Source organism: Winogradskyella eximia, assembly GCF_003386165.1.
In the GTDB taxonomy this organism is placed as follows: domain Bacteria; phylum Bacteroidota; class Bacteroidia; order Flavobacteriales; family Flavobacteriaceae; genus Winogradskyella; species Winogradskyella eximia.
The window spans coordinates 23,396-43,288 of sequence record NZ_QRDV01000001.1; the positions used below are offsets into that span (position 1 = coordinate 23,396).

The 19,893-nt window shown below is 33.1% G+C and carries 21 protein-coding genes; 12 read left to right on the forward strand and 9 right to left on the reverse strand.

Annotated elements, in window-relative coordinates:
* Window positions 1–39: 39 nt before the first annotated feature.
* The 3 genes from DFQ10_RS00115 to DFQ10_RS18465 are packed head-to-tail and all read left to right on the forward strand — an operon-like array spanning window position 40 to window position 2,075.
* Window positions 40–540 (forward strand): GNAT family N-acetyltransferase, encoded by a 501-nt coding sequence (locus DFQ10_RS00115; RefSeq protein WP_115815409.1) that lies wholly within the window; start codon window positions 40–42, stop codon window positions 538–540.
* A complete protein-coding gene (locus DFQ10_RS00120) occupies window positions 537–1,871 on the forward strand; it encodes an MATE family efflux transporter (RefSeq protein ID WP_115815410.1) in 1,335 nt (444 codons plus the stop codon). The genes DFQ10_RS00115 and DFQ10_RS00120 overlap by 4 nt, the downstream gene beginning before the upstream one ends.
* A 27-nt stretch (window positions 1,872–1,898) precedes the next feature.
* The gene (locus DFQ10_RS18465) at window positions 1,899–2,075 is read left to right on the forward strand and encodes a hypothetical protein (RefSeq protein ID WP_181897545.1); all 177 of its coding nucleotides are present in this window, start codon (window positions 1,899–1,901) and stop codon (window positions 2,073–2,075) included.
* Window positions 2,076–2,182: 107 nt separating this feature from the next.
* Here DFQ10_RS18465 and DFQ10_RS00125 read toward each other — a convergent pair whose 3' ends face one another.
* Window positions 2,183–2,812, reverse strand: a complete 630-nt coding sequence (locus tag DFQ10_RS00125; protein ID WP_115815411.1) for a 2OG-Fe(II) oxygenase — start codon at window positions 2,810–2,812, stop codon at window positions 2,183–2,185.
* Between the two features lie 125 nt (window positions 2,813–2,937).
* Between DFQ10_RS00125 and DFQ10_RS00130 the strand changes: the two genes are divergently transcribed.
* Window positions 2,938–3,390: a 6-pyruvoyl trahydropterin synthase family protein gene (locus DFQ10_RS00130; RefSeq protein ID WP_115815412.1), complete on the forward strand. Its 453-nt coding sequence runs from the start codon at window positions 2,938–2,940 to the stop codon at window positions 3,388–3,390.
* A gap of 10 nt (window positions 3,391–3,400) precedes the next feature.
* The gene (locus tag DFQ10_RS00135; protein ID WP_115816391.1) at window positions 3,401–4,153 is read left to right on the forward strand and encodes a UDP-2,3-diacylglucosamine diphosphatase; all 753 of its coding nucleotides are present in this window, start codon (window positions 3,401–3,403) and stop codon (window positions 4,151–4,153) included.
* Here the strand turns inward: DFQ10_RS00135 and DFQ10_RS00140 are convergent.
* The 4 genes from DFQ10_RS00140 to DFQ10_RS00155 form a co-directional block, all read right to left on the reverse strand.
* Window positions 4,150–5,421: an MFS transporter gene (locus DFQ10_RS00140; protein WP_115816392.1), complete on the reverse strand. Its 1,272-nt coding sequence runs from the start codon at window positions 5,419–5,421 to the stop codon at window positions 4,150–4,152. The genes DFQ10_RS00135 and DFQ10_RS00140 overlap by 4 nt on opposite strands.
* 4 nt (window positions 5,422–5,425) lie before the next feature.
* Window positions 5,426–6,511: an OmpA family protein gene (locus DFQ10_RS00145; protein ID WP_115815413.1), complete on the reverse strand. Its 1,086-nt coding sequence runs from the start codon at window positions 6,509–6,511 to the stop codon at window positions 5,426–5,428.
* A gap of 68 nt (window positions 6,512–6,579) precedes the next feature.
* Window positions 6,580–8,271, reverse strand: coding sequence for a single-stranded-DNA-specific exonuclease RecJ (gene recJ / locus DFQ10_RS00150; RefSeq protein WP_115815414.1), 1,692 nt, complete (start codon window positions 8,269–8,271; stop codon window positions 6,580–6,582).
* A 108-nt stretch (window positions 8,272–8,379) separates the two neighbouring features.
* Window positions 8,380–8,811: an OsmC family protein gene (locus DFQ10_RS00155; protein ID WP_115815415.1), complete on the reverse strand. Its 432-nt coding sequence runs from the start codon at window positions 8,809–8,811 to the stop codon at window positions 8,380–8,382.
* Window positions 8,812–8,876: 65 nt separating this feature from the next.
* On the opposite strand from DFQ10_RS00155, the gene DFQ10_RS00160 reads away from it, so the two are divergent.
* Window positions 8,877–9,479, forward strand: a complete 603-nt coding sequence (locus DFQ10_RS00160) for a carboxymuconolactone decarboxylase family protein (protein ID WP_115815416.1) — start codon at window positions 8,877–8,879, stop codon at window positions 9,477–9,479.
* 18 nt (window positions 9,480–9,497) lie between these two features.
* Complete coding sequence (locus DFQ10_RS00165) at window positions 9,498–10,271, forward strand: toxin-antitoxin system YwqK family antitoxin (RefSeq protein ID WP_115815417.1); 774 nt, start codon at window positions 9,498–9,500, stop codon at window positions 10,269–10,271.
* 13 nt (window positions 10,272–10,284) lie between these two features.
* Here DFQ10_RS00165 and DFQ10_RS00170 read toward each other — a convergent pair whose 3' ends face one another.
* From DFQ10_RS00170 to rsmI, 3 genes are read right to left on the reverse strand one after another with little or no spacing between them, the layout of a single operon-like run.
* Window positions 10,285–10,860, reverse strand: a complete 576-nt coding sequence (locus DFQ10_RS00170; RefSeq protein WP_115815418.1) for a uracil-DNA glycosylase family protein — start codon at window positions 10,858–10,860, stop codon at window positions 10,285–10,287.
* A gap of 40 nt (window positions 10,861–10,900) precedes the next feature.
* Complete coding sequence (locus tag DFQ10_RS00175) at window positions 10,901–11,245, reverse strand: HopJ type III effector protein (RefSeq protein WP_115815419.1); 345 nt, start codon at window positions 11,243–11,245, stop codon at window positions 10,901–10,903.
* Between the two features lie 4 nt (window positions 11,246–11,249).
* Window positions 11,250–11,921 (reverse strand): 16S rRNA (cytidine(1402)-2'-O)-methyltransferase, encoded by a 672-nt coding sequence (rsmI, locus tag DFQ10_RS00180; RefSeq protein WP_115815420.1) that lies wholly within the window; start codon window positions 11,919–11,921, stop codon window positions 11,250–11,252.
* Between the two features lie 159 nt (window positions 11,922–12,080).
* On the opposite strand from rsmI, the gene DFQ10_RS00185 reads away from it, so the two are divergent.
* Window positions 12,081–15,467 (forward strand): DUF7933 domain-containing protein, encoded by a 3,387-nt coding sequence (locus DFQ10_RS00185; protein ID WP_115815421.1) that lies wholly within the window; start codon window positions 12,081–12,083, stop codon window positions 15,465–15,467.
* Here the strand turns inward: DFQ10_RS00185 and DFQ10_RS00190 are convergent.
* Window positions 15,464–16,216, reverse strand: coding sequence for a hypothetical protein (locus tag DFQ10_RS00190; RefSeq protein ID WP_115815422.1), 753 nt, complete (start codon window positions 16,214–16,216; stop codon window positions 15,464–15,466). The genes DFQ10_RS00185 and DFQ10_RS00190 overlap by 4 nt on opposite strands.
* A gap of 91 nt (window positions 16,217–16,307) precedes the next feature.
* Here DFQ10_RS00190 and DFQ10_RS00195 point away from each other — a divergent pair, with 91 nt between their 5' ends.
* From DFQ10_RS00195 to DFQ10_RS00210, 4 genes are all read left to right on the forward strand, one after another.
* The gene (locus DFQ10_RS00195; protein WP_115815423.1) at window positions 16,308–16,955 is read left to right on the forward strand and encodes a thymidine kinase; all 648 of its coding nucleotides are present in this window, start codon (window positions 16,308–16,310) and stop codon (window positions 16,953–16,955) included.
* Window positions 16,948–18,054, forward strand: a complete 1,107-nt coding sequence (gene alr / locus DFQ10_RS00200) for an alanine racemase (RefSeq protein WP_115815424.1) — start codon at window positions 16,948–16,950, stop codon at window positions 18,052–18,054. Before DFQ10_RS00195 ends, alr begins: the two co-directional genes overlap by 8 nt.
* A gap of 87 nt (window positions 18,055–18,141) precedes the next feature.
* Complete coding sequence (mscL, locus tag DFQ10_RS00205) at window positions 18,142–18,546, forward strand: large conductance mechanosensitive channel protein MscL (RefSeq protein WP_115815425.1); 405 nt, start codon at window positions 18,142–18,144, stop codon at window positions 18,544–18,546.
* 241 nt (window positions 18,547–18,787) lie between these two features.
* Window positions 18,788–19,777 (forward strand): aspartate-semialdehyde dehydrogenase, encoded by a 990-nt coding sequence (locus tag DFQ10_RS00210; protein WP_115815426.1) that lies wholly within the window; start codon window positions 18,788–18,790, stop codon window positions 19,775–19,777.
* Window positions 19,778–19,893 lie beyond the last annotated feature (116 nt).

Below are 19,893 nucleotides of genomic sequence, written 5' to 3' on the forward strand. Positions count from 1 at the left end.
AAATTAAGGTTTAAATTACCACAAAAGTACACATTATAAATGATTCGTAAAGCAGAAGAAAAAGATATTGAACCTATTTTAGAAATTACCAAAGCCTGTGCTAAACACATGATTTCTAATGGTATTTATCAATGGAACGAGCATTACCCAAACAAATCTGCTTTTAAAAATGATATTATACGTAATGAACTTTATGTTATAGAATTGAAATCTAATATAATTGGCTGTATAGTAATTACAACACTTATGGATTGTGAATATGAGCCTATTAAATGGTTAACTCATAATAAAAACAACCTCTATATTCATCGGTTAGCAGTTCATCCAAAACAGCAAGGATTAGGTTACGCTAAACAACTCATAACTTTTGCTGAACAATTTGCTATTGATAACTACTATAGCTCTATTCGATTAGATACCTTTTCACAGAACAAAAGAAACCAAAAATTTTACGAACTTCGCGGTTATAAACGATTAGGCAATATTTACTTTCCAAAGCAAAGTGAATTTCCTTTTTACTGTTACGAATTGGTATTGTGAGCACAGCTATAACTTTAAAACAAATTAACAAATTGGCGATTCCTGCTTTAATTTCAGGAGTATCTGAACCTATTTTGTCTTTAACTGATGCTGCAATTATTGGTAATATGGAACAGAATGCCACAACATCTTTAGCTGCTGTTGGTATTGTTACTACATTTTTATCCATGTTAATTTGGGTTTTGGGACAAACAAGAAGTGCTATTTCTTCCATTATTTCACAATACTTAGGTGCCGGAAATGTAGAAGCAGTGAAAAATTTACCAGCACAAGCTATTTTTGTAATTACAACACTTAGCCTTATAATTATAGCTGTTACGTATCCACTGGCTTCGCATATTTTTAAACTTTATAATGCCTCAGGAGACATTCTAAATTATAGTGTAGACTATTATCAAATTCGGGTTTTTGGATTTCCATTTACATTGTTTACAATAGCTGTTTTTGGGACCTTTAGAGGACTTCAAAACACCTATTTCCCAATGTTAATTGCTATTTCTGGGGCATTGGCTAATATTATTCTAGACTTTGTTTTTGTCTATGGTATTGAAGGTTATATTCCTGCCATGCACATTAAAGGTGCTGCTTATGCTAGTGTTATTGCGCAATTAATTATGGCTTTACTTTCAGCATATTATTTACTAAAAAAAACAGATATTCCTTTAATCGCAAAATTGCCTTTTAATCCTGAAATGAAACGTTTCGCGTTAATGATTCTTAATTTATTCATTAGAACCATCGCTTTAAATATTGCTTTGTATTTTGGAACGAGCTTTGCCACAAAATATGGTGAAAGCTACATCGCAGCTTACACTATTGCTATTAATTTATGGTTTTTAGGAGCTTTTCTTATTGATGGATATGCAAGCGCCGGGAACATCTTATCAGGAAAATTATTTGGCGCCAAAGATTACAAAAGTCTATTAGAACTCAGTAATAAATTGATTAAATATGGCATTTTTGTTGGGCTTTTTATTGGTGTAATTGGTGCTGTATTCTACTACCCTCTAGGAAATCTTTTTAGCAATGATGAAAACGTACTGAAGGAATTCTATAAGGTGTTTTGGATTGTTTTGGCCATGCAACCCTTATGTGCTCTAGCCTTTATTTTTGATGGTGTTTTTAAAGGACTAGGTAAGATGAAATATCTTAGAAACGTTTTGTTATTTTCTACATTGGTAATTTTTGTTCCTGTAATATTTTGGGTAGATAACCTAGATTATAAGCTTTATGGTATTTTTATTGCATTCACGCTTTGGATGATAGCACGTGGTTTGCCATTAATTATAAAATTTAGAAAAACATTTATTCCTCTAGCGCAAAACACTTAAATTTGACCAATACAATTTACTTCTATAATGAGCTTATTAATAACAGTATTACAAGACGTTAAAATAGACGAAAAACTTAAAAATGCACCAGACGGCGACTATGGTATTGGCATTTTTATTGGTACACTTTTACCTTTTGTAGTTTTAGTTATTATAGCTTTTATAATCTATAGATATAATAAAAACAGATATAAAGACAATTAATATGGATATACTTGGCTTTTTAGGCGGAAATGGCTTGTTCCTTATACTAGGGTTAGTACTTATAATTATATTTTTCTACAATAAATATAAAAGACGTTAATATAGGTTTACCGCGTTTTTAACCAACCTGTAATACTCAATCTTTGTGTATTTACTGGTTTTACTTCATGCTCTAATTCTTGGCTTTCAAAAATAACAACTTTGCCAGGAAATGGGTAAATCGTTTTGTCTTCACCATCTAAATATAGCACGAGCTCACCACCATTTTCGGGTTTCCAATCTTCACTATTTAAATAACAAACAAAAGATAATTTACGTCTATCATCATTCTGAAATGTATCTAAATGTCGTTTGTAATAGGTGTCCTTAGGATAAATGGCATAATGGAATTCCTTCTGATTAATACCAAGGAAACACGTGCGATTGAGGTAATCTTTTAAGTCATTGATTTTGTTGAAGAATAATTGCTCGGCAGAATTGATAACATTTTCATCTATCCAAAGAATAATATCACCACGTACCGCTTTTTTTACTAGCGCATTCGCCTTATTACCAATAGCCGATTTTTTAAACGCATCTTCTTCATACTTTAAAAGCAAAGAATGTCTTAATGCAATAACCTCATCTTCTGAAAAAAAATCATCAACAATACTATATTTTTGCGATGAAATGTCTAAAATAACACGCTCATAAAGCGAATTTTCAACAAACGGAATAGCTTCGAAAAGGCTACTCACCGTGACTTTTAAAGAAATTTAATCCTTTCATTATTTTTTAAAAATTTAAAAAAAGTGCGCAAATGTAATCTAAAAAGCCATTCCTTTTACATTTATAATATCTTTGCACTATAATTTAAAATCGCATGAGTAAAATTCGCATTACAAAACAATTTTCTTTTGAAACAGGTCACGCCTTATACGGTTACGACGGAAAGTGTAAAAATGTCCACGGTCATAGTTACCACCTTTTTGTTACCGTAATTGGGACACCAATAGCCGATTCCAACCATGTAAAATTTGGAATGGTGATTGATTTTGGCGATTTAAAGAAGATTGTAAAAGAAGAAATTGTAGATGTTTTTGACCATGCTACGGTTTTTAATAAAAATACACCACACGTAGAATTAGCTAGAGAATTAGAAGCTAGAGATCATAATGTGTTACTCGTAGATTATCAGCCAACAAGTGAAATGATGGTGATTGATTTTGCTGAAAAAATAAAACAGCGTTTACCAGAAACTATAAAATTACATTCTTTAAGGCTTTCAGAAACAACATCTTCTTTTGCTGAATGGTACGCTAGTGATAATGACTAAAACTAATCACATACATATTGCGGACGGAAAGAAGATTTATTTCGCATCAGATAATCATTTAGGAGCACCAACAAATGAAGCGTCTCGACCTCGTGAAAAAAAATTCGTCGCTTGGTTAGATGACATCAAACATGATGCTGCTGCTATTTTTTTAATGGGAGATCTCTTCGATTTTTGGTTCGAATATAAAACCGTTGTTCCTAAAGGATTTACTAGAACCCTTGGCAAACTAGCTGAAATTGCTGATTCCGGAATTCCGATTCATTATTTTGTGGGTAACCACGATTTATGGATGAATGGCTATTTTGAAGAAGAATTAGGTATTCCTGTTTATCATAAGCCTGAAGAATTCACGTTTAATGACACCTCTGTCTTTATTGGTCATGGTGATGGTTTAGGACCAGGAGATAAAGGCTATAAACGCATGAAAAAAGTGTTTACGAGTCCATTTTTTCAATGGTTATTCAAATGGATGCATCCTGATATTGGAGTTAAAATTGGGCAATATATGTCTGTAAAAAACAAAATGATTTCAGGCGATGATGATGCAAAGTTTTTAGGAGAAGAGAATGAATGGTTAGCGGTATATTGCAAACGTAAACTCGAAGATAAACACCGAGATTATTTTGTATTTGGTCATAGACACTTGCCTTTAGAAATTGACTTAAATGAAAAATCTAAGTATATCAACTTAGGCGACTGGATTCAGTATTATACTTATGGTGTTTTTGATGGTGAAACTTTTGAATTGAAGACATATTAAACAACTTCTTTTTCGTGCGCTTTAATATCTTCTTGTAAATCAAGATCCCTTAATGGCTGATTCTTAACACCGATAACAACAACAACTATAAGTGTAATAGTACCACCAAGTACAACCGCTAACGGAGCTCCAAAAATTTTGGCTGCTATTCCACTTTCAACAGCACCTAACTCATTTGATGACCCTACAAACATTGAGTTTACTGCACCTACGCGTCCTCTCATATGATCTGGTGTTTTTAATTGTAATATTGTTTGACGCACAACCATAGAAATCCCATCAAAAACACCTGCAAAGAATAAGGTTAAAACACTAAGCCACATTAATTTTGATGCTCCAAAAATTATCATACAAATCCCAAAACCAAAGATGGAAATGAGTAATTTCTTTCCTGTATTTTTTGTAATAGGAATATAGGTTGTGGCTAACATAGTTATAATACTACCTGAAGAAAGTGCTGCATTTAAAATACCTAAACCTCTTGGACCAGCATCTAAAATATCTTTAGCAAAAACAGTAAAAATAGCAACAGCTCCACCAAACAACACAGCTATCATATCTAAGGTTAATGCTCCTAAAACAACTTTATCATTAAATACAAAATTCAGTCCAGATTTAAGGCTTTCCTTTACGGTTTCGCTATTTCCTTTATTTAAAATAGGTTTTTTGCTTATGCCAAAGACTAATATTAGTGATATCATTACTAAAAAGAATATGATACCAAGTGTAAAATGAACATCAATCCAGGCAATTAAAAACCCACCACATAATGCTCCAAAAACATTTGCACCTTTCCAAGTACTACTGCTCCAAGTAGCTGCATTTGGATATATTTTCTTTGGTACAAGTAAAGCTATGAGAGAAAAGATAGTTGGACCAAAAAACGCTCTTAAAACACCACCAAAAAACACCAATCCATAGATGCTGTATAACACAAAATTCATTTCCCATGTAGATTCTATTTGGTCTGAAGTAAGCCAAAATAAACCAAAACTTATTAAAGAAAATAGCGCAATACACAGTGTGAAAAGGTTTCGTTTTTCCTTTTTGTCAACAATATGTCCTGCAAAGGGAGCAAGAAAAAAAGCAGGTAAAAACTCACACAAACCAATTATGGCAAGGCTTAATTTATCATCAGTCATTGAATACACTTGCCACTCAATAACTACAAACTGCATAGACCAACCAAAAACCAATGCAAAACGCACTAATAAAAAGATGTTGAATTCTTTAATTCTAAGTGCTGCGTAGGGATCGTTTTTAGCCACTGTATTATTCAATTAATTTAAACTCAACGCGTCTGTTTAGTTGCCTTCCTTCTTCAGTTTCATTATCTGAAATGGGTTGAGAGCTTCCAAATCCAAAAGACTTTATCTTAGACACATTAAGACCTTGCGAAATTAAATAATCTGCAACAGATTTTGCACGTTGCTTTGATAATTCTTTATTCCTTTTATCTAAGCCAACATTATCTGTATGACCGTAAATTTCTATACTTAAATTAGAGTTTTTACTAAGATGATTATACAATTGATTTAGCTCTTCTTTTGAAACATCTAACAATTCTGCTTTATCAAATTCGAATAGCACATTTTTGAAGGTGTAAACTTCGTTGACTTTGATGATTGGTTCCTCAATATTCTCTTCAATCTCTTTTATGTCTTCTTTTTCTAAAGGTTCTATTGAGACATCGTCTATGTAGTAATAGGAAAACGATTCATATTTAGTTTGTCTAGCTTTACTTTTTTTAGTGTTAGAATTTGTATTAAAATTACCAATAGCAAAATAATTTTCAAATCCTTCCGCCGTATAAGTAAAGGAGACCTCTATCCATTCTTTATCATTGTCATAAAACTCTTTACTAAACGTTGGACGAAAAGCTAAGCTTGGATGATGTTTAGCGATGAGTTTTGCATTAATATTAGTATTGGATTTAAAATTAGCTTTTTTAGATGTCATCATAATTCCTAACTCTTTAAGCGCATATCTTGAATTCTCGGCTAAACTGATATGAAATTTCACTTGATATTTATTTCCTCGTTTTAAGGTAGACTTTAAACTGCCTTGAACATATTCTCTATAATTCTTTTTGAAATAGATGTAAATTCCAGCATAAGCATTCCCTGTTCTTGCTTTTTGATAACCATTGAAGTTTTGAAAACCCATTTTATCACTACATGAATTAAAATAATCCGTTGTTCCATTATTTGGATTGGTCCAATTTTTTACATTTCTATGAAATAAGCTCATATCCCTAGGACAATCGTAGAAATCTTCAAAACTTGGGTTGTGTACTAAGTTTTGACTTGTTGATATAATGCCACAAAAAAGGAGGAGCAATAGAATTGGTTGTTTCATGTTTTATCAACGAAAAGGGATAGATTATATTTTATACCTACAAGGTTTTGTACACCTTACAAGATTTATCATTCTTTTATATCCTTCAATTTCAATTGTAAACTCACATTGCCATTCCAATGATTTTCGTCAATAGCGTAGGCAGCACTAAATGGTCTTTTGCTTTTAATAATGTCAATTTTATCGCCTAAGCCAAAACCAATGCAAACGATTTTATCACTGAATGATTGCGTCGCTGTAATGCGTAAATGTTTATCGTCTTCACCAACACATTTTCCGTAACCAGTGTCTTTCAGATTTTGCGACATAAAAGTTGGCGACATATTCCCAGGGCCAAATGGTGCAAACTGTTTTAAGATTCGCATTAATTTATCATTGATTTCTCCTAATTCAATATCTAAATCTATTTTAAGTTCTCGTGTTAGAAGTTTAGGATCAATGGTTGCTTTAACAACACTTTCAAACTTAGCTTTAAAGGCTTCGTAATTTTTTGGATCTAAAGTTAAACCTGCTGCGTATTTATGACCTCCAAATTGTTCAATATGTTCTGAACAAGCTTCCAATGCATTATACACATCAAAACCTGAAACGGAACGTGCCGAAGCCGCTAATTTATCTCCACTTTTTGTGAACACTAAGGTTGGTCTATAATAAGTTTCAATTAAACGTGATGCCACAATACCAATCACCCCTTTATGCCAAGTTTCATCATAAACAACTGTGGTAAATCCTTCTTGCTCGTTATTCTCTTCAATTTGAATTAAGGCTTCTTCTGTAATACGTTTATCGGTTTCACGACGATCTGTGTTAAACTCATCAATATCTACGGCATATTTTGCAGCGAGATTAAAATCGGTTTCGGTTAAAAGTGTTACAGCGTGGTTGCCGTGTTTCATTCGTCCGGCTGCATTAATTCGAGGTGCGATAATAAAAACCACATCTGTAATAGTAAGAATGTCCTTTTTAACCTCAGCGATAATCGCTTTCATTCCAGGTCTTGGGTTGGTATTTATAATGTTTAAACCCATATAAGCCAAAGCTCTATTTTCATCTACAATTGGGACGATATCTGCACCAATGGCAGTAGCAACCAAATCGAGATATTCAGTTAAATCTTCTACCGTTTGCCCTTGATTTGAAGCCAAAGCGGTAATTAGTTTAAACCCAACTCCACAGCCACATAATTCTTTAAAAGGATACTCGCAATCATCGCGTTTAGGATCTAAAACAGCTACCGCATCTGGAATTTCAGCTCCTGGTCTATGGTGGTCGCAGATTATAAAATCGACACCTTTGTCTTTAGCATATGCGACTTTGTCAATGGCTTTCACACCACAATCTAAGGCAATTATTAATGAAATGTCATTATCGTCTGCAAAGTCAATACCTTTATAAGATACACCATAACCTTCATCATAACGATCTGGAATATATGTGGCAACAGCATCTGTTCTTGTTTTTAAATACGAAGACATTAAAGCTACAGACGTTGTACCATCCACGTCATAATCACCATAAACCATAATATTTTCACCTTCTTCAATTGCTTTTTCGATTCTAGCAACGGCTTTATCCATATCTTTCATGAGGTATGGATCGTGAAGTTCTTTAAAACTAGGTCTGAAAAATGTTTTAGCAGCGTCGTAAGTATCGATACCTCTTTGCAATAATAATGTAGCAACGATATCGTCTACTTGAAGTGCTTTTTTTAGTTCTTCAACTTTTAAAGGGTCTGGTTTTGGTTTGAGTGTCCAACGCATAATTAATATAGAACAAACTTTATGTTCACTGTCAGGTCGATCGCAGTAGAGACCTGAATTATAAATAAAATTTATTAACCTCTCGACTGCGCTCGAGGAGACTTGGTACTATATTTTGGTTGCTATATGATAATGAATATTTGTTTCAACAGTAGCAAAACGACGAAACATTTCCATAACTCCACAATATTTTTCAACCGATAGATTAACGGCACGTTCACACTTTTTCTTATTTAAATCTGAACCATAAAAATGATAATCCACAACAACCGTATGATAATATTTAGGATGCTCATCAGTTAATTCACCTGAAACTTCAATTTTAAAATCATCAATTTCAACTTTCATTTTATCTAAAGTAGAAATCACATCTAAGCCTGAGCAACCTGCTAAAGATGATAACATCATAGCCTTAGGAGCCATTCCTGAGTTGGTACCTCCAAAATCTTCTGAAGCATCCATCATAATTGATGGCCATCTTGGATTATCGGATTCAAACACCATGTTTCCTTTCCAATGTGTTGTTATTTTATCTGCCATTTTTTTTAGTTTAAAAATTAGAACTAGTATCTTGTACAATCAAAAATACTACTAAAAAAATAACTATGGCACTAGTAACACCATTGTCTGCGGACCATGATTTAGAAACTAAAGAATTAGCTGAATTTTTTAATGAAACTCTTGGGTTTTGTCCTAATTCAGTTTTAACCATGCAACGCAGACCAGCAATAAGCAAAGCGTTCATTAATTTAAATAAAGCCGTAATGGCCAATGAAGGCAGAGTAACCTCAGCCTTAAAACGTATGATTGCTTGGGTGAGTAGTAATTCTACTGGTTGTCGCTATTGCCAAGCACATGCTATTAGAGCTGCAGAACGCTATGGAGCAGAACAAGAACAATTAGATAATATTTGGGAATACAGAACACATGCTGCTTTTTCTGAAGCGGAACGTGCTGCTTTAGATTTTAGCTTAGCTGCTTCTATGGTGCCAAATGCTGTTGATGCGGAAATAAAAGAGCGTTTATATAAACATTGGGACGAAGGTGAAATTGTAGAAATGTTAGGTGTAATTTCTCTTTTTGGATACTTAAACCGTTGGAATGATTCTATGGGAACTTCTATTGAAGAAGGAGCTGTGGAAAGTGGCAATAAGTATTTAGGAAAACATGGTTATGAAGTTGGGAAGCATGATGGGTCTCGATATTAGTTATAATAAAATCTTTTTATGAAGCTAATTAAATTCACATTTCTAATCTTAGTAAATGTTTTGTTATTATTTGGGTGTAAATCTTCTGAAAAGGATGAAAATGATGATTCTTTTACCATTATAGAAAGGCATGCTTATACTATTAATAATTATAATGGACTAGATTATTATAGGCTTAATAAGACTAAGAAATTTATGGATGGCTACTATGTTGTCGGAAATAAAATGTCTAAATGGGAGGAATTTGAATTTGATGGCGGGTTATTAAATGGCGATTATATTGTGTTTCATCCCAATGGGGAAATGTTTTCTCATACCAAATATTCTAAAGGGAAAAGACATGGTGATGAACTAATGTATTATCCTAATGGTGTTTTAAATAGTAAAAGCACTTACGATAATGACATATTAATAGGGAGTAAATACACGTATTTTAATAGTGGAAAAGTGTTATCGGAATCCAAAATTGAAGATGGTAAATCTATAGAAACACAACATTTTGATGTATTAGGAAATATTGTCTCTCAACGTTTTATTAAAGACGGAAGAACTATAACCCAAAGAATTGTTAAAGGGAAAATTTATTCTGAAATGATATCCTCTAATTATGACAGCTATGAAACTATAAAATTTTATAATGAAGATGGAAGTACTAAAATTTATTTACAAAGAGAAGAAGAAAATGATACGATGTATATTATAGAATTAGATGACAACGGAAAGGAAGTAAAACGCGTGAATGTTACGACTAATCCTGAAGAAGGTATGAAATACGCTGCATATTTTAATTAAGTTTTAGCGCCATCTATTCCTTGAGTATGTTCTTTACTTGTTTCTCTAGTTCAGGCACAACCAATTCCTCAAACCAAGGATTTTTACTTCTCCAAAACCGATTGGTAGGCGAAGGATGCGGAATTGGGAAATATTTAGGTAAGTATTCTTTATAATCTCCAACGGTTTCTGTCAACGTTCGTTTGGCGCTTTCTTTTAAATAATACTTTTGAGCGTAAGCACCTATTAAAATAATCAATTCTACATTGGGCATTTTATCTAATAATTGTTCATGCCATTGTGGAGCACATTCTGGCCTAGGAGGTAAATCGCCTGTTTTTGCTTTTCCTGGATAACAAAAACCCATTGGCATAATGGCAAAATTTTCGGTGTTGTAGAATTGTTCTTCTGTAACATTAAGCCATTGCCTTAGTTTCTTTCCGCTTTGGTCGTCCCAAGGAATGCCAGAGTCGTGGACTTTTGTTCCTGGTGCTTGACCAATAATTATAATTTTAGATTTTATGTGTGCTGTTACAACTGGTCTTGGACCTAACGGAAGGCATGCTTTACAGATGGTACATTGGCTGATATTATGTAGTAAGTTTTCCAAAGAATATATTTAAATTAAATTCTTCTAAAATTTCAATAAGTTACTTCTTTGTTAAAGGAAATTCTGAAAACTCTAAACCTTCAAATCCCGTTTTCATGAAGTTTCTAATGTTTTGATGTCCATTTCCTGCTGCGTCAATTAAAACTTCCTTGAAATAATAGCTTCCAAAACACGCTAATGCTTCTTCTTTTGAAAGATTCTGCTGTATTGCAAAGGCAAATAATTTGCATGATCCAGAATTTTCTCCCTTTTCATTTTTTAAAATGCCGTTTGTAAAACTTGTTGGAGTAAAATTATAATTTTCTTCAATGACGCTCATGCTTTCAGAGAATTCAATGTCCTTTTGCTGTGCCTTCAATTTGGTTAAAAAATTCTCTAAACTCATACTTTTATTTTTGCTTACCTCCCACCACAATAACAATTTCACCTTTAGGAGGTTTATTGGTATAATGCTCTAAGACCTCTTTTGCTGTTCCTCTTATGGTTTCTTCGTAAAGTTTCGTTAACTCTCTCGAAACAGATACCAACCTATCGTCTCCAAAATACTCACAAAAATGACCTAAGGTTTTTACCAACTTATGTGGACTTTCGTAAAAAATGATAGTTCTAGTTTCTTCCGCTAATAATAAAAGTCGAGTTTGACGACCTTTTTTTACAGGCAAAAAACCTTCGAACACAAACTTATCATTAGGTAAACCGCTATTTACTAATGCAGGCACAAATGCTGTTGCTCCTGGTAAACAATCTACTTCAATACCATTTTCTACACAAGCTCTCACTAATAAAAATCCAGGATCTGAAATCGCAGGTGTTCCTGCATCACTTATGACAGCTATTGTTACTCCAGATTTTAGTTTTTCAACTAAATGATTTACCGTTTTATGCTCATTATGCATGTGGTGACTTTGCATATGCGTAGAGATTTCAAAATGCTTTAAAAGCTTACCAGAAGTTCTGGTATCTTCAGCAAGTATTAAATCAACATCTTTTAAAACTTCTATAGCTCTAAAAGTGATATCTTTTAAATTTCCTATTGGAGTTGGTACTAGGTATAACTTCATATATAGCTTAACTTAATATCAAATTTACAATCTTTCTATATCTTAACGCAACCATTTACGATATTTAGCATCTTTAACATAAGATAGGGATTTTGTGTATTTAACTGTTATACTATTAGATTATTCAATTTCTTATTGCATTAATAAAACTATGAATTTATGATTGTAAAACAATTCCGCTTATTGTTTTTGTTCCTTTTCTGTTTACAAGCACACAGTCAAACCACAGATTTATCTATAGCTATTGAAGCACAGAACCTGAGTGGCACTGCAATATCTCAAATTGACATATATGAAGATTTTCAATATTTGGTTACTGTTTTAAATTCAGGAAACACGGTTAATAATGCAACTATTTCGGTAAATTTTGACACTGATCTAACGATCATATCTTATAATTCTCAAAACAATAATGCAGGCGCTTCAGATTTTTCTAATATTGATATTACTGGAAATGTTTTAACAGCCTCACTTGCCACAATGCCTAATAACTCTAGTGTACAGTTATTAGTTTTGGTAACTGCACCAACCAATTTGGGAGGTATTACTGCAAACGGCACTATTTCTCCACCAACAGACACCCAAGATATAAATACAAGTAACAACCAAGCCATAATATCTATTGATGTATTAGATATTATTATTGATTTTTCGGTAACTCATACACAAATAAATCCTACTGAAGGCACAGCAATTAGTGCTTGGGGAGATTCTGTAACTTATCAATTTACCATAACCAATAATAGTTCCATTGATTTTCCTTTTGCAAATATTTTAGGTAACCTTAGTTTAAGTTCAACCTATAATAATGGACAACCTTTTGCAGAATTTATATCGCTAGAATGTTTAGGTGCAACCAACGGAACCTCTTGTCCTGATTTAACTGGTTTTACCGGAAATAATGCGACAATAGAAACTATTAGTTCATTATTTAATTACGATATAGAAACAGAAATAACAGCTGGTGGAAGTATTACATTTGAAATGGTTTACAAGTATACCAATTTCTCTTGTTCTCCAGAACCATTGCCTATTGCTGTGGATAGCTATATTAGTATATTGATAAACAGTGCAAATACAATATCTGTGGTTTCAAATAGCGTCACCACAAATTTGCTACTAGCAGAAGTCTGCCCTGAAACAGATCTCTGTATTGAAACGGAACAAACCAATCCAGATGTTTCAACGAGCTTAGATTACGGACAAGACATTACATTTATAACAACCGTTTGTAATAATGGACCTGCTGCAACACCTATGCGTTTCTTTTTTCAGAATTTATCTCCTATAGATTGGAGTATCAGTTCTCTTACGTGTTTAGCTACAACTGGACCTGTTACTTGTAGTGATTTCACCTTAACAATAGGTAACCAAATTTGGGTGAGTAATGATTTTATTCTTCAGCCAAATACTACTATCACTATTGAAACGGTTTTGAGTTATACAGAACCTGAATGTAATAACAGTATCAATGAAATTGTTGCCATTGTGCGCAGCGCAACTAATATTCTAGATAGTCAATTATTAGATTCTAATCCTGAAAATAATTATTATTCTAATACACTACTTTTTCCTACTGTAGAACCTTGTGATGGTGAAGACCCAATTAATTTAGAAGTGACTAAAAATCAAATAAGCCCAGAATTGCCAAATGGAAGTTCTCAACAAAATACAGCTGCATGGGGTTTAGTGAGTTATGAGATCACTTTAACAAATGCAAATGACGAAGACACTATTATTGAATTACAAGATTATATGCCTGCATCGGGTGTTAATGCTATGTTAGCTACACTAATAAACGTAGAATGTGTCTCTACAACAGGCACAGCATCTTGTTTTAATATTACAAATGCAAATATAGGAACAACACTAGACGGCATCTCCGAAAATGGTGAGCCAGATATCTTTTGGCAAATTACATCCGAAGAAAATTGGGAATTACCAGCTAATAGCTCTATAACTTTTAATGTTACTGTAGATTGGATGCCTGCATGTTCTCCTGACCCAATGATTGGAACTAATGTTGTTAGCGTCGATTTTATAGATACAGGTGGTAGTATTCTTGGTACTCGTACAGATTCTGTAAATACTTATTTTGCTCCTTGTTTGGATTTAATAGTACAAACCTATCCCGAATTTACACAAGTAGATGTCAATCAAACTTTTAATTGGATTGTTGATATTAGTAATAGTACAACAAGTTCTGATGCTATAGATGTTGTTTTTGAAAACACACTTAACCCTGTTTTTAATATTATTGGAAATCCAACATGTACTGTAACCTCCGGAAATGCCGCATGTATCACAAACATTATTGTTACAGGAAACTTTATAACGGCAACAATTCCTTCTATGGAAGCTGGCTCTACCGTTAGAATTAGTATTCCAGTCACTGCACCAAGTTTTGGAGGTGCTTTTAATAATATTGCTGAAGCAATTCCTGATGCCACAAACAACCAAGAATTAACACCAGAATCTAATATATCTATTAATAGCGTTCAAGTCATTGCTCCTGTTTTAGAAAAATCATTTACTCCAAACACCATTTTGGAAGGAGGCCAAAGCGAATTAACCTTTACGGTTTTTAATGTGGCTTCTAATCCTAATCAAAATAACATTTCATTTACTGATAATTTACCAAACGGAGTCACGTTATTAAACGCTCCAATGTGGATTGAATCCAATGGTTGTACAGCTACTTTTATTGGTACCAGCGATGATACTTTTGTTGGAATTGAAAATTTAGTATTTCCTAGTGGAGTAAATAGTTGCACATTCTCAGTGATGGTAACTTCGGATACTGCTGGTAATTATCTTAACAATTTTCAAAATTTTAGTAATAGCAATAACATTGACACCTCTCAAACTAATGCAACTCTTAATGTTATTATTGATAATTCTGATGTAGATATTGAAATCATTAAAATGGTTGAGCCTTCAGAAGCTTTTTATGGTCAAAATGTTGATTTTACCATTACAGCAACTAATTTGGGTACAACTACCGCTACTCTTATAGAAGTTATTGATGCATTGCCACAGGGTTATGAATTTGTAGCTGCAAGCACAAGTTTAGGTGTTTTTGATAACAGTACATTTATTTGGAATATTCCGAGTATAGACCCTAACAATTCTGAAACATTAGTTTTAACTGCAAAGGTCATTTCTACAAACAATTTAAAAAACATTGCACTATTGAATAGCGTAAATGAACCCGATAGAAATCTCAACAATAATGAAGATGAAGCAAGCATAGAAATTTCTAATTGCCTTTCAATACCACAAGGGCTTTCTCCTAATGACGACGGAAAAAACGATGTATTTATAATTCCATGTATTGAAGATTATCCTGAAAATACATTTAAAATATACAATCGTTACGGTACACAAATTTACGAAGCCAAAAATTATGTGAATACATGGAACGGCACTGCTAATATGGGACTTTTAAAGAATTCTAAACTATTACCTGTAGGCACTTATTTTTATGTGTTAGAAATCAATGGCTTTGAAGATGGTTTTGTAGGTTATATTTATTTAAATTACTAATTATACCTGCCCTCAACAAGCTCAATAAAACGTGCTTCGTATTCTTCTTTGCCAACCCAATTATTATAGTCTGGTTTTACCATCTCTAAAATTAATTTTCTTGCGTCATCTAAAGAATGTGTCGTATTAATTTGAGAAATCACACGGTCGTAATCTTCGTTTTGGCCTTCAAATAAATGCTTAATAAAAGCCAATTTATCGTTAAGACCAATATTTAAACGTTGTCCTTTTAGTTTATCATTAAGCGATTTCTTTTCTAATTCAGCTTCACGTTTTTTAGCATCCTCAATAGGTTCAAACTCAGGAATATCTTCAAAACCAGATGTAATGGTTTCAAATTCAATAGAATCAGGAGTTTCTATTTCTTGTGACTTAATTTGTTCTAAAATAGGATCTATAGGCTCTTCTTCTTTTGGCATATGCTCAAACATATCCTTGATTTTTGCCATCACAGGTTCCATAATACCATCATCTTCAACCTCATCTAAATTTATATAAGTTCTATCTTCGACTTCAACATTATCACTCACTTTATTATTAAATGCAGTATCTAGCATTCCAAAAAAAGAAGAATCATGACCAATGGTTGGCATCTTATCTTCAAAATTTTCTTGAGCAAATTTTAAAACGGTGAGCTTTTCGTAAAGTTTAGAAACTTCTTCGTGCAATTGATCCACATCTTCTCTGCCTGTCAGTTTTAGAATCCTATGCGCAATACTAACTAATTCTGATTCTAATTTCTTTTTCATCTTTTCCTGAATTTTACTTTTGATTTTTAATAAATTTGCGTGACCTTTATAAAATCGGAGACTAGCTTCGATTTAGTGCTAAAATTACAAAATGTTTCTCGAAAATACAGTAAATCAGAAAGAACAATTTGGGTGGATTGAAGTCATCTGTGGATCGATGTTCTCCGGTAAGACCGAAGAATTAATACGAAGACTAAAACGTGCTCAGTTCGCAAAACAAAAGGTGGAAATTTTTAAGCCATCTGTTGATGTGCGTTATGATGAAGAAATGGTTGTTTCTCATGATGCTAATGAAATACGTTCTACACCTGTGCCTGCTGCTGCTAATATTCCAATTTTAGCAGATGGTTGCGATGTAGTTGGTATTGACGAAGCACAATTTTTTGATGACGAAATAGTTCGCGTTTGTAACGATTTGGCAAATAAGGGCATTCGTGTTATTGTGGCTGGTTTAGATATGGATTTTAAAGGTAATCCGTTTGGCCCAATGCCAAATCTTATGGCAACAGCAGAATACGTAACTAAAGTCCATGCCGTTTGTACAAAAACAGGGAATTTAGCACAATATAGCCATAGAAAAGCATTAAGTGATGAATTGGTTTTACTCGGTGAGGTTGATGAGTATGAACCTTTGAGCAGAGCTGCTTATTTTAAAAGCATGCAAAGAGATAAGCTAAGACAGATCAAAGTGAACGAAGCTGAAGAAATGGATTTTAAAGACCAAAAACGGGATGCCTAAAGCTAAGGAAACAGTCCTCGAAATTGATTTAAGTGCGCTTACACATAATTTCAATTATTTAAAATCAAAATTACAACCACAGACCAAATTTTTAGCTGTAGTTAAAGCTTTTGCTTATGGCAGTGATGCTGTAGAAATTGCAAAACACCTCCAAAAGTTAAATGTAGATTATTTTGCTGTGGCTTACGTAAATGAAGGTGTTGCTTTAAGGGATGCAGGCATCACAGCTCCTATTTTAGTTCTTCATCCACAATCTATCAGCTTTAAAACACTTATTGATCGTTGCTTAGAACCAAGTATTTATAGCACTCATGTTTTAGATGAGTTTATAAAAATCACTAAAGCACAATCTCAAAAAGATTATCCTGTTCATATAAAATTCAATACAGGATTAAATAGATTAGGATTTAAGGTAAATGATATTGATTCTATTGTTTCAAAATTAGATAACACATCGTCTATAAAAGTAAAATCTCTTTTTTCTCATTTAGTAGCTAGTGAGGACACCAATGAGTTAGAGTTTTCTAATAATCAAATCGAAAAATTTAAAACCATTGCAGCAACGTTTGAGGAAAAATCAGGCATCAAACCTTGGTTACATATGTGCAATACTTCTGGTATTATCAATTATCCCGAAGCACATTTTGATATGGTACGTTCTGGTATAGGACTTTATGGTTTTGGTAATTCTATAGAAGAGGACAACAAACTAAAACCTATTGCAAGTTTAAAATCTGTGATTTCTCAAATACATACAATAGAAAAGGATGAAACTGTAGGTTACAACAGAGCTTACACTGCTAAAGGCATAGAAAAAACAGCGACCATACCAATTGGTCATGCTGATGGTATTAGCCGAATTTATGGTCAAGAAAAAGGCTTTGTTACTATTAATAGTGAAAAAGCACCAATAATAGGCAATGTTTGCATGGATATGATAATGGTAAACATAACCAATATAGATTGTAAAGAAGGCGATGAGGTTATCATTTTCGATAACAAATACAAAGCCAACACATTAGCAGAAGCTGCAAATACGATTTCTTACGAAATTATGACCTCTATTTCCCAGCGTGTAAAACGTGTTTTTATACCCTAAAAAAACTATTTTTTAACAAAATGTGACTTTTTTAATTACCTTAGTGTCATACTAACTTAATAACTAACTATTAAAAACATTTAAATTATGTTAAAAGAATTTAAGAATTTTATTATGACAGGTAACGTGATTGATTTCGCTGTTGCTGTAATTATGGCTGGTGCTCTTGGAGCAGTAATAAACGGTTTCGTTTCTAAAATTGCAATGCCTCTAATTGGCCTTGTAAGTGGAGGCGTGAGTTTCTCGGATAAGTTTTGGACTCCAGGAGATGAGGTTTATGCAACTGTTGCTGCTGCAAAAGAAGCAGGTGTTGCTGCCGTAGAATATGGTGCATGGATTGACACTATTATTAGCTTACTTGTTGTTGGTTTTGTAATGTTTTTGATTGTAAAAGCTTACAACAAAACTAAAAAACCAGCTGAACCAGCAGCTCCTGCAGGACCTTCTGAAGTTGATTTATTAATGGAAATCAGAGACGCATTAAAAAAATAAAACACGTTTAGCCTCATCGCTACACTATTATTTTTTAACTGAACCCAGACTGAAAAGTCTGGGTTTTTCTTTTTACAAAACCTTTTTAAGTTCTTGTGAGAAAAGTTTAGATGCTCTTCGTTACTAAAAATTGTAAAACCCATAATTAAAAGCCCCTATTTTTATCATATTTTTAAGAACCAATTGCCCAATTTAATTAAAGAAAAGCTATAATTTTGAAACCATTAAATATAAAGAACGCATGAAAGTAGCAATTGTAGGAGCAACAGGTTTAGTAGGTAACGTAATGCTTAAAGTATTAGAAGAGCGTAATTTTCCTTTAGACGAATTATTATTAGTGGCCTCAGAACGTTCTGTAGGTAAAAAAATAAAGTTTAAAGGAGAAGATATTTCAGTTATTAGTATTCCAACAGCCATAGAAGCAAGACCAGATATTGCACTTTTCTCTGCTGGAGGCTCTACATCTTTAGAATGGGCACCAAAATTTGCAGAAGTCGGTACAACAGTTATAGACAACTCATCCGCTTGGAGAATGGACAGTTCTAAAAAATTGATAGTTCCAGAAATTAATGCCAATCAATTAACAAAATCAGACAAGATAATTGCCAACCCAAACTGTTCTACTATACAAATGGTAATGGCATTAGCTCCACTTCATAATAAATATAAAATTAAACGTATTGTCGTTTCTACCTATCAATCCGTATCTGGTACAGGAGTAAAAGCTGTTGAACAGATGGAGAATGAAATTTTAGGTAAAAAAGGAGAGATGGCTTACCCTTATCCTATTCATAAAAATGCCATTCCGCATTGTGATGTTTTTGAAGACAACGGTTACACCAAAGAAGAAATGAAATTGGTTAACGAAACTCAAAAAATATTAAGCGACCGTACCATTGCTGTCACTGCTACTGCTGTAAGAATTCCAACAGCAGGTGGACATAGTGAAGCTATAAATGTAGAATTTGAAAATGAATTTGATCTTACCGAAGTAAGACAACTTCTTAATAATACAGATGGTATTACCATTCAAGATAATTTAGAGACAAACTCTTACCCTATGCCAATGTATGCTCATGGTAAGGATGATGTTTTTGTTGGCCGCATCAGACGAGATGGGTCTCAACCTAATACTTTAAACATGTGGGTTGTAAGTGATAATCTTAGAAAAGGTGCTGCTACTAATACGGTTCAAATAGCAGAATTTCTTGTTGGTAATGCTTTAGTATAAAGCTCATTAGATTAGTTGTAGAATTTCTAAATGGCGATTAATTTGTGTATTTTAACTAATTAATTATTTGGTTAGTTGTTATTGTCTCTATATTGCCCTTCCGTTTTACTTTTAAG

Coding starts and splice junctions, on each gene's coding strand:
- DFQ10_RS00115 (WP_115815409.1), top strand. CDS start 40: ATGATTCGTAAAGCAGAAGAAAAAGATATTGAACCTATTTTAGAAATT.
- DFQ10_RS18465 (WP_181897545.1), top strand. CDS start 1,899: ATGAGCTTATTAATAACAGTATTACAAGACGTTAAAATAGACGAAAAA.
- DFQ10_RS00130 (WP_115815412.1), top strand. CDS start 2,938: ATGAGTAAAATTCGCATTACAAAACAATTTTCTTTTGAAACAGGTCAC.
- DFQ10_RS00145 (WP_115815413.1), bottom strand. CDS start 6,511: ATGAAACAACCAATTCTATTGCTCCTCCTTTTTTGTGGCATTATATCA.
- recJ (WP_115815414.1), bottom strand. CDS start 8,271: ATGCGTTGGACACTCAAACCAAAACCAGACCCTTTAAAAGTTGAAGAA.
- DFQ10_RS00155 (WP_115815415.1), bottom strand. CDS start 8,811: ATGGCAGATAAAATAACAACACATTGGAAAGGAAACATGGTGTTTGAA.
- DFQ10_RS00160 (WP_115815416.1), top strand. CDS start 8,877: ATGGCACTAGTAACACCATTGTCTGCGGACCATGATTTAGAAACTAAA.
- DFQ10_RS00165 (WP_115815417.1), top strand. CDS start 9,498: ATGAAGCTAATTAAATTCACATTTCTAATCTTAGTAAATGTTTTGTTA.
- DFQ10_RS00175 (WP_115815419.1), bottom strand. CDS start 11,245: ATGAGTTTAGAGAATTTTTTAACCAAATTGAAGGCACAGCAAAAGGAC.
- rsmI (WP_115815420.1), bottom strand. CDS start 11,921: ATGAAGTTATACCTAGTACCAACTCCAATAGGAAATTTAAAAGATATC.
- DFQ10_RS00185 (WP_115815421.1), top strand. CDS start 12,081: ATGATTGTAAAACAATTCCGCTTATTGTTTTTGTTCCTTTTCTGTTTA.
- DFQ10_RS00190 (WP_115815422.1), bottom strand. CDS start 16,216: ATGAAAAAGAAATTAGAATCAGAATTAGTTAGTATTGCGCATAGGATT.
- DFQ10_RS00195 (WP_115815423.1), top strand. CDS start 16,308: ATGTTTCTCGAAAATACAGTAAATCAGAAAGAACAATTTGGGTGGATT.
- alr (WP_115815424.1), top strand. CDS start 16,948: ATGCCTAAAGCTAAGGAAACAGTCCTCGAAATTGATTTAAGTGCGCTT.
- mscL (WP_115815425.1), top strand. CDS start 18,142: ATGTTAAAAGAATTTAAGAATTTTATTATGACAGGTAACGTGATTGAT.
- DFQ10_RS00210 (WP_115815426.1), top strand. CDS start 18,788: ATGAAAGTAGCAATTGTAGGAGCAACAGGTTTAGTAGGTAACGTAATG.